This window comes from Mycobacterium sp. 1274756.6, from assembly GCF_001668625.1.
Taxonomy (GTDB): domain Bacteria; phylum Actinomycetota; class Actinomycetes; order Mycobacteriales; family Mycobacteriaceae; genus Mycobacterium.
The window spans coordinates 52,181-65,851 of the sequence record NZ_LZLJ01000064.1 but is presented as its reverse complement, the minus strand read 5'-3'; the positions used below and the strand labels follow the sequence as shown (position 1 = coordinate 65,851).

General features: G+C 73.5%; 12 protein-coding genes. 2 read left to right on the top strand and 10 right to left on the bottom strand.

Translation table 11 applies throughout. The annotated features are described in order from the left end of the window. Positions 1-208: 208 nt before the first annotated feature. Complete coding sequence (locus tag A5643_RS09925; protein WP_066854425.1) at positions 209-1,126, top strand: serine hydrolase; 918 nt, start codon at positions 209-211, stop codon at positions 1,124-1,126. Here the strand turns inward: A5643_RS09925 and trmD are convergent. The 5 genes from trmD to mgtE form a co-directional block, all read right to left on the bottom strand. Then, positions 1,123-1,809, bottom strand: coding sequence for a tRNA (guanosine(37)-N1)-methyltransferase TrmD (gene trmD / locus A5643_RS09920; protein WP_066854423.1), 687 nt, complete (start codon positions 1,807-1,809; stop codon positions 1,123-1,125). The two genes, A5643_RS09925 and trmD, sit on opposite strands and share 4 nt — an antisense overlap. Continuing rightward, complete coding sequence (gene rimM / locus A5643_RS09915; RefSeq protein WP_066854421.1) at positions 1,806-2,348, bottom strand: ribosome maturation factor RimM; 543 nt, start codon at positions 2,346-2,348, stop codon at positions 1,806-1,808. Before rimM ends, trmD begins: the two co-directional genes overlap by 4 nt. 10 nt (positions 2,349-2,358) lie before the next feature. After that, positions 2,359-2,601 carry an RNA-binding protein gene (locus A5643_RS09910; protein WP_066854419.1) on the bottom strand — a complete coding sequence of 81 codons (243 nt, stop codon included), beginning with the start codon at positions 2,599-2,601 and terminating at the stop codon, positions 2,359-2,361. Between the two features lie 8 nt (positions 2,602-2,609). Then, a complete protein-coding gene (gene rpsP / locus A5643_RS09905; RefSeq protein WP_066854417.1) occupies positions 2,610-3,173 on the bottom strand; it encodes a 30S ribosomal protein S16 in 564 nt (187 codons plus the stop codon). A gap of 175 nt (positions 3,174-3,348) precedes the next feature. Beyond that, positions 3,349-4,698 carry a magnesium transporter gene (gene mgtE / locus A5643_RS09900; protein WP_066854415.1) on the bottom strand — a complete coding sequence of 450 codons (1,350 nt, stop codon included), beginning with the start codon at positions 4,696-4,698 and terminating at the stop codon, positions 3,349-3,351. A gap of 73 nt (positions 4,699-4,771) precedes the next feature. Between mgtE and A5643_RS09895 the strand changes: the two genes are divergently transcribed. After that, positions 4,772-5,653 carry a D-alanyl-D-alanine carboxypeptidase family protein gene (locus tag A5643_RS09895; protein ID WP_066854413.1) on the top strand — a complete coding sequence of 294 codons (882 nt, stop codon included), beginning with the start codon at positions 4,772-4,774 and terminating at the stop codon, positions 5,651-5,653. A gap of 10 nt (positions 5,654-5,663) precedes the next feature. Here A5643_RS09895 and A5643_RS09890 read toward each other — a convergent pair whose 3' ends face one another. From A5643_RS09890 to smc, 5 genes are all read right to left on the bottom strand, one after another. Then, positions 5,664-6,734 carry an amidohydrolase family protein gene (locus A5643_RS09890; RefSeq protein WP_066854411.1) on the bottom strand — a complete coding sequence of 357 codons (1,071 nt, stop codon included), beginning with the start codon at positions 6,732-6,734 and terminating at the stop codon, positions 5,664-5,666. A 7-nt stretch (positions 6,735-6,741) separates the two neighbouring features. After that, entirely contained in the window at positions 6,742-8,301 is a 1,560-nt protein-coding gene (gene ffh / locus A5643_RS09885; RefSeq protein WP_066854409.1) for a signal recognition particle protein, read from the bottom strand. 53 nt (positions 8,302-8,354) lie between these two features. Beyond that, the gene (locus A5643_RS09880; RefSeq protein WP_066854407.1) at positions 8,355-8,702 is read right to left on the bottom strand and encodes a P-II family nitrogen regulator; all 348 of its coding nucleotides are present in this window, start codon (positions 8,700-8,702) and stop codon (positions 8,355-8,357) included. Positions 8,703-8,768: 66 nt separating this feature from the next. Then, positions 8,769-10,028, bottom strand: coding sequence for a signal recognition particle-docking protein FtsY (gene ftsY, locus A5643_RS09875; RefSeq protein ID WP_066854405.1), 1,260 nt, complete (start codon positions 10,026-10,028; stop codon positions 8,769-8,771). 44 nt (positions 10,029-10,072) lie between these two features. Next, positions 10,073-13,660 (bottom strand): chromosome segregation protein SMC, encoded by a 3,588-nt coding sequence (gene smc / locus A5643_RS09870; protein WP_066854403.1) that lies wholly within the window; start codon positions 13,658-13,660, stop codon positions 10,073-10,075. Between the last annotated feature and the right edge of the window lie 11 nt (positions 13,661-13,671).

Below are 13,671 nucleotides of genomic sequence, written 5' to 3'. Positions count from 1 at the left end.
GTCTCCGGCGACCGGCCGGACGCGGCCGGCCCGCCGGCGAACTGCCGGGACAACTGCCCAATTGTGCCAGACGAGCGGGGCGCAGCGAAATCGCCCGGTCCGCCGGGCCGGTCGCACCTGCGGTGCAGGCCACTCATGGTAAATCTTGTCTGCAGATGTCGGCGCGGCGATGTCGGCCTGACGACGTCGATCAGCCCAAGGAGGGTGCATGCGAGCGCGACTGCCCAGACCGCTCTCCGCGCTCGCGGCCGCCGTCGTTCTCCTGCTCGCCGTGCTGACCGGCTGCGGAACCGACGCCCGCGGCGCGACGCCGCGCACCACCACCCAGCCGCCGATCAACTTCATCACCCCGCTGGCCACCGCGATCGCGCCCGCACCGCAGGTGCCGTTCGGCCTGCCCAACGTGGCGCTCGACGGGCTGAGCGAGCGGCTGCACCTGGCGACCGAGCTGGCGGCCGCGCGGGGCGCCGCGGTGTCGGTGGCCATGCTGGACCGCTCCACCGGGCAGGTGTTCGCCACCGACGACGCCACCCCGATGGCGATCGCGTCGGTGGCCAAACTGTTCATCGCCGATGACCTGCTGGTGCGCGGGCCGCTGTCGGCCGAGGACCGCGCCAGCCTCGACGCGATGCTGCGGTCCTCCGACGACAACGCCGCCGAGGAGTTCTGGAACCGCGACGGCGGCGACGAGATCATCACCCGGGTGGCCGCCCGCTACGGGCTGACCTCGACGATCCCGGGCAGTGACGGCCGCTGGTGGAACGTCATCAGCACCCCGCTGGAGCTGGTGCGCTACTACGACATGCTGCTGAGCGGGCGCGGCGGTCTGGACCCCGCACAGGCGAACATCATCGTGGACAACCTGGTGCAGGCCACCCCGACCGGCATCGACGGCTACCCGCAGCGCTTCGGCATCCCCGAGGGGCTCTACGCCGAGCCGGTGGCGGTCAAGCAGGGCTGGATGTGCTGCATCGGCGCGGACTGGATGCACCTGTCGACCGGGGTGATCGGCCCCGACCGTCGCTATGTGCTCGCGGTGGGGTCGCTGCAACCCGGCGACGACGCCGAGGCCCGCGCCACGATCACCGACGTGGTGGCGACGATCTTCCCCGACGGCCGGATCTAGTCGAGCAGGTCGGGGCGCCGGTCCCGGGTGCGCTGCACCGACGCCTCCCGCCGCCACGCCTCGATCCGCGCGTGGTCGCCGGAGAGCAACACCGCGGGCACCTCCAGGCCGCGCCAGCTGGCCGGGCGGGTGTAGCTGGGCCCCTCCAGCAGCCCGTCGCGGCCCGGGGAGTGCGAATCGTCGTGGTGGGAGGCGGGATTGCCCAGCACGTCGGGCAGCAGCCGCAGCACCGCTTCGACCATCACCAGCGCGGCCGCCTCACCGCCGGCGAGCACATAGTCGCCGATCGAGACCTCCTCGACCCGCATCCGGCGGGCGGCGTCCTCGGCCACCCGCTGGTCGATGCCCTCGTAGCGGCCGCAGGCGAACACCAGGTGCGACTCGGTCGCCCAGCGCTGCGCGGTGGCCTGGGTGAACAGGGCGCCCGCCGGGCTGGGGATCACCAAAAGCGTGTCGGGCCCGCAGATTTCGTCCAGCGCCGCACCCCAGACCGGCGCCGTCATCACCATGCCCGGGCCGCCGCCGTAGGGGGTGTCGTCCACCGAGCGGTGCACGTCGTGGGTCCAGTCGCGCAGGTCGTGCAGGCGCAGCCCGACCCGCCCCGAGTCGATCGCCTTGCCCGGCAGGGATTGTCGCAGCGGCGCGAGGTAGTCCGGGAAGATCGTGACGATGTCGATGTTCATGTCGGCGGTTTCGGCTCGTTGACCTCGAGCAGCCCGTCGGGCGGGTCGACCTCGATGTGCCCGTCGGTCAGCGACACCGCGGTCACGATCGCGCTGACGAACGGCACCAGCAGCTCACCGCCGTCGGGGCGGCGCACCGACAGCAGTTCGCCCGCCCCGGTGTGCAGCACCTCGCCGACCTCGCCGAGCACCGCGCCGGCGGCGGTGCGCACCCGCAACCCGACCAGCTGGTGGTCGTAGTACTCGTCGGGGTCGTCGATCGGCGGCAGGTCGGCGGTGTCGATCAGCAGCAGGCTGCCGCGCAGCGCCTCGGCGCTGTCGCGGTCGTCCACGCCGGCCAGCCGCAGCAGCAGCCGCGCGCCGTGTTCGCGCACGGTCGCCACGACCACCTCGCGGCCCGGGCCGCGGTCGCGGGGAGCGCGGGCACGCAGCCGCGCGCCGGGGGCGAACCGCTGCTCGGGCTCGTCGGTGCGGACCTCGACGACGAGTTCGCCGGTGATGCCGTGGGCCTTCACCAGCCGGCCGACCACCACCTCCATGGCGTGCCGGCTAGCGGTCGGTGTCCACCACGTCGACGCGGATACCGCGGCCGCCGATGCCGGCCACGAGGGTGCGCAACGCGGTGGCGGTGCGCCCGCCTCGGCCGATGACCTTGCCCAGGTCGTCGGGGTGGACGTGGACCTCCACGGTGCGGCCCCGCCGGTTGGTCAGCAGGTCGACGTGGACGTCGTCGGGGTTGTCGACGATCCCGCGGACCAGGTGTTCGACGGCGTCGACCACGACTGCGCTCATCGGTTCGCTCAGCTCTCGGTCTTGGCGTCGGCTTCGGGCGCGGCTTCAGCCTTCTCGTCGGCCTTCTCGTCGGCCTTGCTCTCGGCCTTGGCCGCCTTGTCGTCAGCCTTCTTCTCGTCGGCCTTCTTCTCGTCGGCCTTCTTCTCGTCGGCCTTCTTCTCGTCGGCCTTCTTCTCGTCGGCCTTCTTGGCCTTCTTCTTCGGCGTGGTCGCCTCGGTGCTCGGGGCGCCGTCCGCCTCGGCCAGCGCGGCGTTGAACAGGTCCAGCTTGCTGGGCTTGGGCTCGGCCACCTTCAGGGTGCCCTCGGCGCCCGGCAGGCCCTTGTGCTTCTGCCAGTCACCGGTGATCTTCAGCAGCTTGAGCACCGGCTCGGTGGGCTGGGCCCCCACCGACAGCCAGTACTGGGCGCGCTCGGAGTCGATCTCGATGAGGCTCGGCTCCTCCTTGGGGTGGTAACGCCCGATGATCTCGATGGCGCGGCCGTCGCGGCGGGTCCGCGCGTCGGCAACCGCGATGCGGTACTGGGGGTTACGGATCTTGCCGAGCCGGGTCAGCTTGATTTTCACAGCCATGATGCGGCGATACTCCTGTGGTTGTCACGCTGCAATTCAGCGACACGGGCGGGATGCCCGGGCCCGGTTTTGCCTCGCGTGTGTGACCGCCGGGCAAGCACCCTCACCGGGCGGGTCGCGCGGCGGACAGCCTGAAATTCTGCCACACCCCCGCGCGGGCCGGGAAATCCGCCGCTCAGATCCCCAGCACCACCTTGGCGATCAGGAAGTACAGCAGCAGCCCGGTGGCGTCGACGAAGGTGGAGATGAACGGGTTGGAGAACACCGCCGGGTCGGCGTGGATCGCCCGGGCGATCAACGGCATGGTGCCGCCGACGGTGGCGGCCATCGTGCACACGCTCAGTAGGGACAACCCGATCACCGCGCCCAGCGAGGTGTCGTAGACGATGCTGGCCAGCACGAACGCCAGCGATCCCAGCAGCAGACCCAGCGACAGCCCGACGCGGAACTCGCGGGCCACCACCTTGGTGATGTCGCGGGAGCCGATGTCGCCGAGCGCCAGCGCACGGGTCACCGTGGTCGCCGCCTGGTTGCCGGTGTTGCCGCCGGTGCCGATCAGCAGCGGCACGAACAGCGCCAACGCCACGACCTGGCTCAGCGTCGCCTCGAACACCGACAGCACCTGCACGGTCAGGGTGGCGCCGACGGCGAGCACCAGCAGCCACACCACCCGGCCGCGCACCAGGTTGCGCACCGGGTTGGTCAGATACGGCCGGCGCAGCGGTTCGGTACCACCGGCGCGGGCCTGGTCCTCGGTCTCGGCGGTCTCCAGGATGCGCAGCGCGTCGTCGACGGTGAGGATGCCCACCAGCCGGGACTCGTTGTCGACCACCGGCAGCACCAGCGCCTTGAGGTCGGCGCAGCGCCGCGCCGCGTCCTCGGCGTCGTCGCTGGCCCGCACCGGATAGGCCCGCTCCATCAGGTCCGCGATGCGGGTCTCCGGCGCCGCACCCATCAGGTCGCGCAGGCTCACCACCCCGACCAGGGTGCGGTGATCGTCGGTGACCGGCAGGACGTAGACGGTCTCGGCGTCGGCCAGGTGCGCCGACACCCGCGCCAGCGCCGCCTCCGCCGTCGAATCCGCCCGCACCGCAACGAATTCCGGGCTCATCCGGCGCCCGATCGACCCCTGCGGGTAACCCAGGATGCTGGCGGTCATCGCCCGCTCGCGCAGCGGCAGGCCCTGCAGCAGGCGGCGGGCCACCGAGGCGGGCAGCTCGTCGAGCAACTCCACCCGGTCGTCGGGGTCCAGTTCGGCGAACAGGGCGGCCACGTCGTCCTTCTGCAGGCCGCCGACCAGGTCACTCTGCAGGCTGGGATCGAGGTCCTCGAAGACCTCCAGGGCCTGCTCCTTGGAGAGCAGCCGGTAGATCACCGCGCGTTCGGTGTTGTCGAGCCGCTCCAGCACCTCGACGATCTCGGCCGGTCCCAGCGGCCGGACCGCGGTGGTCACCGCGGCGAGATCACGATCGTCGAGGGCGCGTTCGACCGTCTTCGTCACCGCCTCGCGGTTCCACTGCTCCATGCCGTCCCCTGCCCTGTCGTTCGCACCCTCGCCGATTGAACACGATCGCGCCACCACGTTAGGCTCGGCAGCCGTGCGAAACCTTGCGGTCCTGCTGGCCTGTCTCACCGTCGCGCTGGCGGGTGTGTGCACTGCACCGCCGGCCCGGTCGGATACCGCGACCCAGCCGCCGGGGACCGCCGCGATCCCGGAAGGCCCGGCGCCGAACTGGATCATCGCCGACCTGGACAGCGGGGCGATCCTGGCTGAGCGTAACGGCTCCGCGGTGACTCCGCCCGCAAGCACCATCAAAGTGCTGCTGGCGCTGGTGGTTCTCGACGAACTGGACCTGGCGACCCCGGTGGTGGCCACCGACGCCGACGTCGACGTCGAATGCAACTGTGTCGGAGTCCAGCCGGGCCGCGGCTACACCGTCCGCCAGTTGCTCGACGGCGCGCTGCTGGCCTCCGGCAACGACGCCGCCAACACCCTCGCCGAGGCCCTCGGCGGGCCGGGCGCCGGGGTGGCCAAGATGAACGCCAAGGCCGCCGCGCTCGGCGCGACCGCCACCCGCGCGGTGACCCCGTCCGGGCTCGACGGCGCCGGCGGGTCGGGCGCCACCAGCCCGCACGACCTGGCGGTGATCTTCCGGGCCGCCCTCGCCCACCCGGTGTTCGCCCAGATCGTCGCGCAGCCCTCGGCGCCGTTCCCCACCGCCGGCGGCGGCCAGAAGGTGCTGACCAACACCAACGAGCTGCTCACCCGCTACCCCGGCGCGCTGGGCGGCAAGACCGGTTTCACCAACGCCGCCCGCAAGACCTACGTCGGCGCGGCCGCCCGCGACGGGCGCCGGCTGGTGGTGGCCATGACCTACGGGCTGATCCACGAGGGCGGCCCCACCTACTGGGATCAGGCGGCCGGCCTGCTGGATTGGGGATTCGCTCAGGACCGGCAGGCCGCCGTCGGGGCGCTGTAGGGCCGAGCCGTCAGTACAGCCGACCGGCCAGCATCACCACATCGGGGCGGCTGAGCACCGCCGGGCCGCCGCGCGGATCGGCGGCGTAACACAGCAGGTCGGCCGGGGCGCCGTCGACCAAACCGGGGGCGCCCAGCCAGTCGCGGGCCGCCCAGCACGCCGCCCCCAGCGCCGCGGTGGCGTCCATCCCGATCCGGGTCAGCGCGGCCACCTCGTCGGCGACCCGGCCGTGGGCGATCATGCCGCCGGCGTCGGTGCCGGCGTAGATCGGGATCCCGGCCTCACGGGCGGCGGCGATGCGGGGCCGGCACCGGTCGAACAGGGCGCGCATGTGGGCGGCGTAGGTGGGGTATCGGGTGGCCGAGTCGGCGATCTCGGGGAAGTTGTCGATGTTGATCAACGTGGGCACCAGCGCGGTGCCGTTCTCGACCATCAGGTCGATGACGTCGTCGGTGATGCCGGTGCCGTGTTCGATGCAGTCGATGCCCGCTGCGATCAGCCCGGGCAGCGCGTCCTCGCCGAAGACGTGCGCGGTGACCCGGGCGCCCTCGGCGTGCGCGGCGGCGATCGCGGCCCGGAGCACCCCGTCGGACCACAGCGGGGCCAGGTCGCCGACGTCCCGGTCGATCCAGTCGCCGACCAGTTTCACCCAGCCGTCGCCGCGGCGGGCCTGCTCGGCGACCGCGGCGGGCAGCTGCGCCTCGTCGTCGATGTCGAGGCCCAGGCCGGGGATGTAGCGTTTGGTCTTCGCCAGGTGCCTGCCGGCCCGGATGATGCGCGGCAGGTCGGTGCGCCGGTCGAGGTGGCGGGTGTCCACCGGCACCCCGGCGTCGCGCAGCAGCAGCACCCCGGTGCCGCGTTCGGTCTCGGCCTGCCGGATCAGCTCGTCGCCCTCGGCGGGCCCGCCGCCGTAGGCGATCCCGACGTGGCAGTGCGCGTCGACCAGGCCCGGGATGATCCAGCCGGCGGAGAAGACGGTCTCCGCGCCGGGCACCGCCGCGGTGTGCAGCACCCCGTCGGCCACCCAGAACTCGACCGGCTCCCCGTCGGGCAGGCCGCGGCCCCGGACATGCAAGCGCACCGCGGGCCTACTTCTTGCCCGGGAACTTCAGCTGGGACAGGTCGAAGTCGGCCAGCCCGGGCGGCAGTTCGTCGAGCCCGGCCGGCATCGCCGACAGGTCGGGGAACCCGGCCGGCATGCCGCCGAGCGGGCCGCGGACCTTCGGCGGGGTCGGGCCGCGCCGCTTGCCCTTCTTGTTCTTGCCGCCCTTGCCCTTGGCCTTGCGGGTGGCCGACTTGCGGCTCCCGACGCCGGGGATGCCCATGCCGCCCATCATCGACGACATCATCTTGCGGGCCTCGAAGAACCGGTCCACCAGCTGGTTGACCTCGCTGACCGCCACGCCGGAGCCGTTGGCGATGCGCAGCCGCCGGGAGGCGTTGATGATCTTCGGGTCGGCGCGCTCGGCCGGGGTCATGCCGCGGATGATGGCCTGCAGCCGGTCGAGCTGCTTGTCGTCGACGGCGGCCAGCGCCTCCTTCATCTGGCCGGCGCCGGGCAGCATGCCCAGCAGGTTGCCGATCGGGCCCATCTTGCGCACCGCCAGCATCTGCTCGAGGAAGTCCTCCAGGGTCAGCTCGCCGGTGCCGATCTTGGCGGCGGCGGCCTCGGCCTGCTGGGCGTCGAAGACCTGCTCGGCCTGCTCGATGAGGCTGAGCACGTCGCCCATGCCCAGGATGCGGCTGGCCATCCGGTCGGGGTGGAAGACGTCGAAGTCCTCCAGCTTCTCCCCGGTGGAGGCGAACAGGATCGGCTCGCCGGTGACCTCCCGCACCGACAGCGCCGCCCCGCCGCGGGCGTCGCCGTCGAGCTTGGTCAACACCACCCCGGTGAAGCCGACGCCTTCGCGGAACGCGTCGGCGGTGGCCACCGCGTCCTGCCCGACCATGGCGTCGAGGACGAACAGCACCTCGTCGGGGTCGACGGCGCCGCGGATGGCGGCGGCCTGGGCCATCATCTCCTCGTCGATGCCCAGCCGGCCCGCGGTGTCGACGACCACGACGTCGAAGTGCTTGGCCTTGGCCTCGGCCAGCCCGGCCGCGGCAACCTGCACCGGGTCGCCGGGCCCGGCCGCGTGGTCGCCGTCGGCGGTGGTGCCCGGGTGCGGGGCGAACACCGCCACCCCGGCCCGCTCGCCGACGATCTGCAGCTGGTTGACCGCGCCGGGCCGCTGCAGGTCGCAGGCCACCAGCAGCGGGGTGTGGCCCTGGCCGCGCAGCCAGCGGGCGAGCTTGCCGGCCAGGGTGGTCTTTCCGGCGCCCTGCAGACCGGCGAGCATGATCACCGTCGGCGGGGTCTTGGCGAACGCCAGCTGGCGGGTCTGGCCGCCGAGGATGCCGATGAGCTCCTCGTTGACGATCTTGACGACCTGCTGGGCGGGGTTGAGCGCCCCGGAGACCTCCGCGCCCTTGGCGCGCTCCTTGATCCGGGCGATGAACGCCCGCACCACCGGCAGCGACACGTCGGCTTCCAGCAGCGCCAGCCGGATCTCGCGGGTGGTGGCGTCGATGTCGGCGTCGGTCAGCCGGCCCTTGCCGCGCAGCCCGGTGAGGGCACTGGTCAACCGGTCGGAGAGCGATTCAAACACGCCGCCAGCCTAACGGTCCGCGCCGGATGCCCCGGCGGGGTGATGCGCCACGCTCAGAGGGCGTCGGGGCCGCGCTCACCGGTGCGCACCCGCACCACGGTGTCCACCGGGGCGGCCCAGACCTTGCCGTCGCCGATCTTGCCGGTGCGGGCGGCCTCCACGATGGTGGTGACCGCGTCGTCGGCCAGGGCGCTGTCCACCAGCACCTCCACCCGGATCTTGGGCACGAACTCGCCGGTGGTGTCCTGGTCGGGGCCGGGCCCGTAGTCGTCGAGCTGGCCCTGCTGGCGGCCGAAGCCGCGGGCGTCGCTGACGGTCATCCCGCGCACCCCGATGCGCTCCAGGGCGGCCTTGACGTCCTCCAGCGTGACCGGCTTGATGATCGCGGTCACCAGTTTCATCTCGTCGCTCCCTCTGCGCTCGATCGGTCGGGATCGGTCGGGATCGGTCGGGTCCGGGGCGGCCGGTCAGCCCAGCAGCGCGTCGACGAAGGCGCCGGGCTCGAACGGCGCCAGGTCGTCGGGGCCCTCCCCCAGCCCGACCAGTTTCACCGGCACCCCCAGCTCCTGCTGCACCCGGAAGACGATGCCGCCCTTGGCGGTTCCGTCCAGTTTGGTCAACACCACCCCGGTGATGTCGACGACCTCGGCGAAGACCTTGGCCTGCGCCAGCCCGTTCTGCCCGACGGTGGCGTCGAGCACCAGCAGCACCTCGTCGACCGCGGCGCGGCGGGTCACCACCCGTTTGACCTTGCCCAGCTCGTCCATCAGGCCGGCCTTGGTGTGCAGCCGGCCGGCGGTGTCGACCAGGATGACGTCGGCGCCGGCGGCGATACCGGTGTCGACGGCGTCGAAGGCGACCGAGGCGGGGTCGGCGCCCTCCGCGCCGCGCACCACCTCCGCGCCCACCCGCGCCGCCCAGGCCTGCAGCTGGTCGGCGGCGGCGGCCCGGAACGTGTCGGCCGCGCCCAGCACCACCCGCCGGCCGTCGGCCACCAGCACCCGGGCGAGTTTGCCGACGGTGGTGGTCTTGCCGGTGCCGTTGACCCCGACGACCAGCAGCACCGACGGGTGGCCGGGGTGCGGCAGCGCCCGGATCGAGCGGTCCAGGTCGGGCTGCAGTTCGGCGATGAGCACCTCGCGCAGCACGGCGCGGGCGTCGGCCTCGGTGCGCACCGCGCCGCCGGCCAGCCGGTCGTGCAGCGCGGCGACCACCGAGGCGGTGGCGGTCGGGCCCAGGTCGGCGATGAGCAGGGTGTCCTCGACCTCTTCCCAGGAGTCCTGGTCGAGGTCACCGCCGCCGAGCAGGCCCAGCATGCTGCGGCCCAGCGTGCTCTGCGAGCGCGCCAGCCGGCCGCGCAACCGCTCCAGCCGGCCCTCGACGGGGGCGATGGCCTCCGGCGCGGCGGGTGCCTCGGCGACCGGTTCCGGCGCGGCGGGCGGTTGGGGCGCCGCCGGTTCGGGCGCCGGCGCGGCGGGTTCGGGGGGCGCCGCGGGTGCGGGCGGCGGAGCCGGTGCGGCGGGCGGCGCGGGTGGCGGCGCGGCGGATTGGCTGAACGTGATCCCCGCCGAGGCGGTGTAGCCGCCGGAGCGGTCCAGGGTGGGCGTCGCCTGGTCGCGCGCCAGGCTGATCTGGCGGCGCCGGTAGCGCACCAGCCCGAAGGCGAGCACGGCGAGAACGACCAGGACGGCGACGACGGCGAGGGCGATCCAGACGGCTTCGGGCACGCCGCCATTGTTCCAGGGACCGCGCGGCGCGACGAACCAGAGGGTCAGGACGGGGTGGCCGCCAGCTCCTGACCGCGGATGCGCTGGGAGATCACCGCGGTGATGCCGTCGTCGCGCATGGTGACCCCGTACAGCGCGTCGGCGATCTCCATCGTCGGCTTCTGGTGGGTGATCACGATCAGCTGGGAGCGGGCCCGCAGCATCTCGAACAGGGCGAGCAGCCGGCGCAGGTTGGTGTCGTCCAGGGCGGCCTCGACCTCGTCCATGATGTAGAACGGCGACGGGCGGGCCCGGAAGATCGCCACCAGCATCGCCACCGCGGTCAGCGACTTCTCCCCGCCGGAGAGCAGCGAGAGCCGTTTGACCTTCTTGCCCGGCGGGCGGGCCTCCACCTCCACCCCGGTGGTGAGCATGTCGTTGGGTTCGGTGAGCACCAGCCGGCCCTCCCCGCCGGGGAACAGCGCCGCGAACACCTCCCGGAACTCGCGTTCCACGTCGGCGTAGGCGTCGGTGAAGACCTGCAGGATGCGGGCGTCGACGTCGGCGACCACGTCGAGCAGGTCCTTGCGGGCCGCCTTGACGTCCTCCAGCTGGGTGGACAGGAACGTGTAGCGCTCCTCCAGCGCGGCGTACTCCTCCAGCGCCAGCGGGTTGACCCGGCCGAGCTCGGCGAGTTCGCGTTCGGCGCGTTTGGCGCGGCGCGCCTGGGTGTCCCGGTCGAACGGCATCGGCGCCGGGGCGGTGACCTGCTCGCCGCGCTCGCGGGCCTGCTCGTACTCGGCCATCTCCAACTCCGAGGGCGGCAGCGGCACCTCCGGGCCGTACTCGGCGATCAGGTCGTCGGGGGCCAGCCCGAACTGCTCGAGCACCATCTCCTCGAGCTGCTGGATCCGCAGCGCCACCTGCGCTTTGGCGACCTCGTCGCGGTGCAGCGACTCGGTGAGCGCTGTGATGCGCGCCCCCAGCGCGTTGACCTCCTCGCGCAGGGCGCTCAACGCGCCGGAGCGCTGCTGTCGTTCGGCGGCCAGCGCGTCGCGGCGCTCGGAGGCGGCGGCCACCACGGTGCGCAGCCGCGCGCTGAGCGCCCGGCCGGAGTCGGCGACGGCGGCGGCCACCGCCGCGGCGTGCCGGCGGGCGGCGCGGGCCTGCTGGGCGCGGACGCGGGCCTCCCGTTCGGCGGCCGCGGCGCGGCGCAGCGAGTCCGCCCGGCCGCGCACCGCGTTGGCGCGCTCCTCGGCGGTGCGCACCGCAAGGCGGGCCTCGACCTCGACGCCGCGGGCGGTCTCGGTGGCCGCGGCGATCCGGGCCCGGTCGTCGGGCTCGGCGGGGGCGACCGGCTCGTCGGCCTCGGCGTTGCGCAGCCGGGTCTCCAGTTCGCCGAGTTCCTCGACGGTGGCGCCGTGCGCGGTCTCCAGCTCTTCGCGGTGCTGCCGCTGACGGTGCCAGTCCTGCTCGGCGGTGCGGGCCTCCTGCCCGAGCCGGCCCAGCTGGTCGTAGATCGCCGCGATCGCGGCGTCGGACTCGTTCAGCGCGGCCAGGGCCTGCTCGGCGGTGTCGCGGCGGGCGGTCTGCTCGCTGAGCGCCCCGGCCAGCGCCGCCCCCAGCTCGGCGACCTGGGTCTCGGCGGCGGCGAGCTGGGCGCGGGCCCGCTCGATCTCACCGGTGATCTCCAGCGTGGAGGGTTTGCGGTCCGAGCCGCCGTGCAGCCAGCCCGCCCCGACCACGTCGCCGTCGACGGTGACCGCGGTCAGGTGCGGGTGGTTGTCGGCCAGCTCCAGCGCGGCGTCCAGGTCGTCGACCACCGCCACCGCGGCCAGCATCGCGCTCAGCGCGCCGCGCAGCCGCTCGGGTGCCTCGACCAGCTCCAGCGCCCAGCGGGCCGCGGCGGGCAGCGTCTCGGGGCGCGGGGCGGGCGCCGGCCAGCCGCCCAGCATGATCGCGGCGCGGCCGCCGTCGGCCTCCTTCAGCGCGGCCACCGCGGCGCGGGCGGCCGGGAAGCCCTCGGCGGCCACCGCGTCGGCGGCCGCGCCCAGCACCGCCGCGAGCGCGACCTCGTAGCCGGATTCGACCCGCACCAGCTCGGCGACCGACCCGAACAGGCCGTCCAGGCCGGTGTTCTTGGTCAGCCAGGAGGCGCCGTCCTTGCGGTCCAGCCCGACCGTCAACGCGTCGATGCGGGCCTGCAGCGACGCCACCTCCCGCTCGGCGCCGCGTTCGGCGGCCTGCAGCTCAGCCACCCGCTCGTCGGCCAGGCGCAGCGCGGCGACGCTGCGTTCGTGCTGCTCGTCGAGGCCCTGCTCGCCGCGGTCGAGTTCGTGGACGCGGGCTTGCACGGTCTCGAATTCGGCGCGGGCGCTCTCGGCGCGGGTGGCAGCCTCCTCGATGCGCGGGGCGAGCCGGGTCAGCGAGTCGTCGATCGATTCGACGCGGGCCCGCATCGTCTCCACCTGGCCGGCCAGCCGGGCCAGCCCCTCGCGGCGGTCGGCCTCGGCGCGCACCGCCGCCAGGTGGGCCTGCTCGGCCTCGGCGGCGACGCGCTCCTGGGCGGTCAGCTCCGCGCGGGCCACCTCCAGGCGCTCGCGGGCCTGCTCCAGCGCGCCCAGCAGGTCCCGCTCGTCGGCGGCGACCTGCTCGGCCTGGGCCTCCAGTTCGTCGGGGTCGGGTCCGGTCGGGCCGGCCGGCTCCTCCTCGAGGTGCTGGGCGCGTTCGCTGGCGATGCGGACGGTGGCGCTGACCCGTTCGGCCAGCGCCGACAGCGCGAACCAGGTCTGCTGGGCGGCCTCGGCGCGTTCGGTGAGCCGGGCCAGGGTCGCCTCGTGGCCGGCCAGTTCGGCGGTGGCGGCCTCCAGCCGGGCGGCGGCCGCGTCGTGCTCGCGGCGCACGGTGGCCTCGGCGTCGGTGTTGCCGGCGAACTCGGCGCGGCGGGCGACCAGGTCGTCGGCGGCCAGCCGCAGCCGCGCGTCGCGCAGGTCGGCCTGGATGGTCGCGGCGCGGCGGGCCATCTCGGCTTGGCGGCCCAGCGGTTTGAGCTGGCGGCGCAGTTCGGTGGTCAGGTCGGTGAGCCGGGCCAGGTTGGCCTGCATCGCGTCGAGTTTGCGGACCGCCTTCTCTTTGCGTTTGCGGTGCTTGAGCACCCCGGCGGCCTCCTCGATGAACGCGCGGCGGTCCTCCGGGCGCGACTCGAGGATCTGGGACAGCCGGCCCTGCCCGACGATGACGTGCATCTCGCGGCCGATGCCGGAGTCGGAAAGCAGCTCCTGGACGTCCATCAGCCGGCAGCTGTTGCCGTTGATCTCGTATTCGCTGCCGCCGTCGCGGAACATCCGGCGGGTGATGGCGACCTCGGCGTACTCGATGGGCAGCGCGTTGTCGGAGTTGTCGATGGTGACGGTGACCTCGGCGCGGCCCAGCGGCGCCCGCGAGCTGGTGCCGGCGAAGATGACGTCTTCCATCTTGCCGCCGCGCAGGGTTTTGGCGCCCTGCTCCCCCATCACCCAGGCCAGCGCGTCGACGACGTTGGACTTGCCCGAGCCGTTGGGCCCGACCACGCAGGTGATGCCCGGCTCGAACCGCAGAGTCGTCGGCGAGGCGAAGGACTTGAAGCCCTTCAGCGTCAGACTCTTGAGGTGCACGACGTGTGAGA

Bases quoted from the DNA above. Each gene is read 5' to 3' on its own strand.
- A5643_RS09925 (WP_066854425.1), top strand. From the start codon at position 209: ATGCGAGCGCGACTGCCCAGACCGCTCTCCGCGCTCGCGGCCGCCGTC.
- trmD (WP_066854423.1), bottom strand. From the start codon at position 1,809: ATGAACATCGACATCGTCACGATCTTCCCGGACTACCTCGCGCCGCTG.
- rimM (WP_066854421.1), bottom strand. From the start codon at position 2,348: ATGGAGGTGGTGGTCGGCCGGCTGGTGAAGGCCCACGGCATCACCGGC.
- A5643_RS09910 (WP_066854419.1), bottom strand. From the start codon at position 2,601: ATGAGCGCAGTCGTGGTCGACGCCGTCGAACACCTGGTCCGCGGGATC.
- rpsP (WP_066854417.1), bottom strand. From the start codon at position 3,173: ATGGCTGTGAAAATCAAGCTGACCCGGCTCGGCAAGATCCGTAACCCC.
- mgtE (WP_066854415.1), bottom strand. From the start codon at position 4,698: ATGGAGCAGTGGAACCGCGAGGCGGTGACGAAGACGGTCGAACGCGCC.
- A5643_RS09880 (WP_066854407.1), bottom strand. From the start codon at position 8,702: ATGAAACTGGTGACCGCGATCATCAAGCCGGTCACGCTGGAGGACGTC.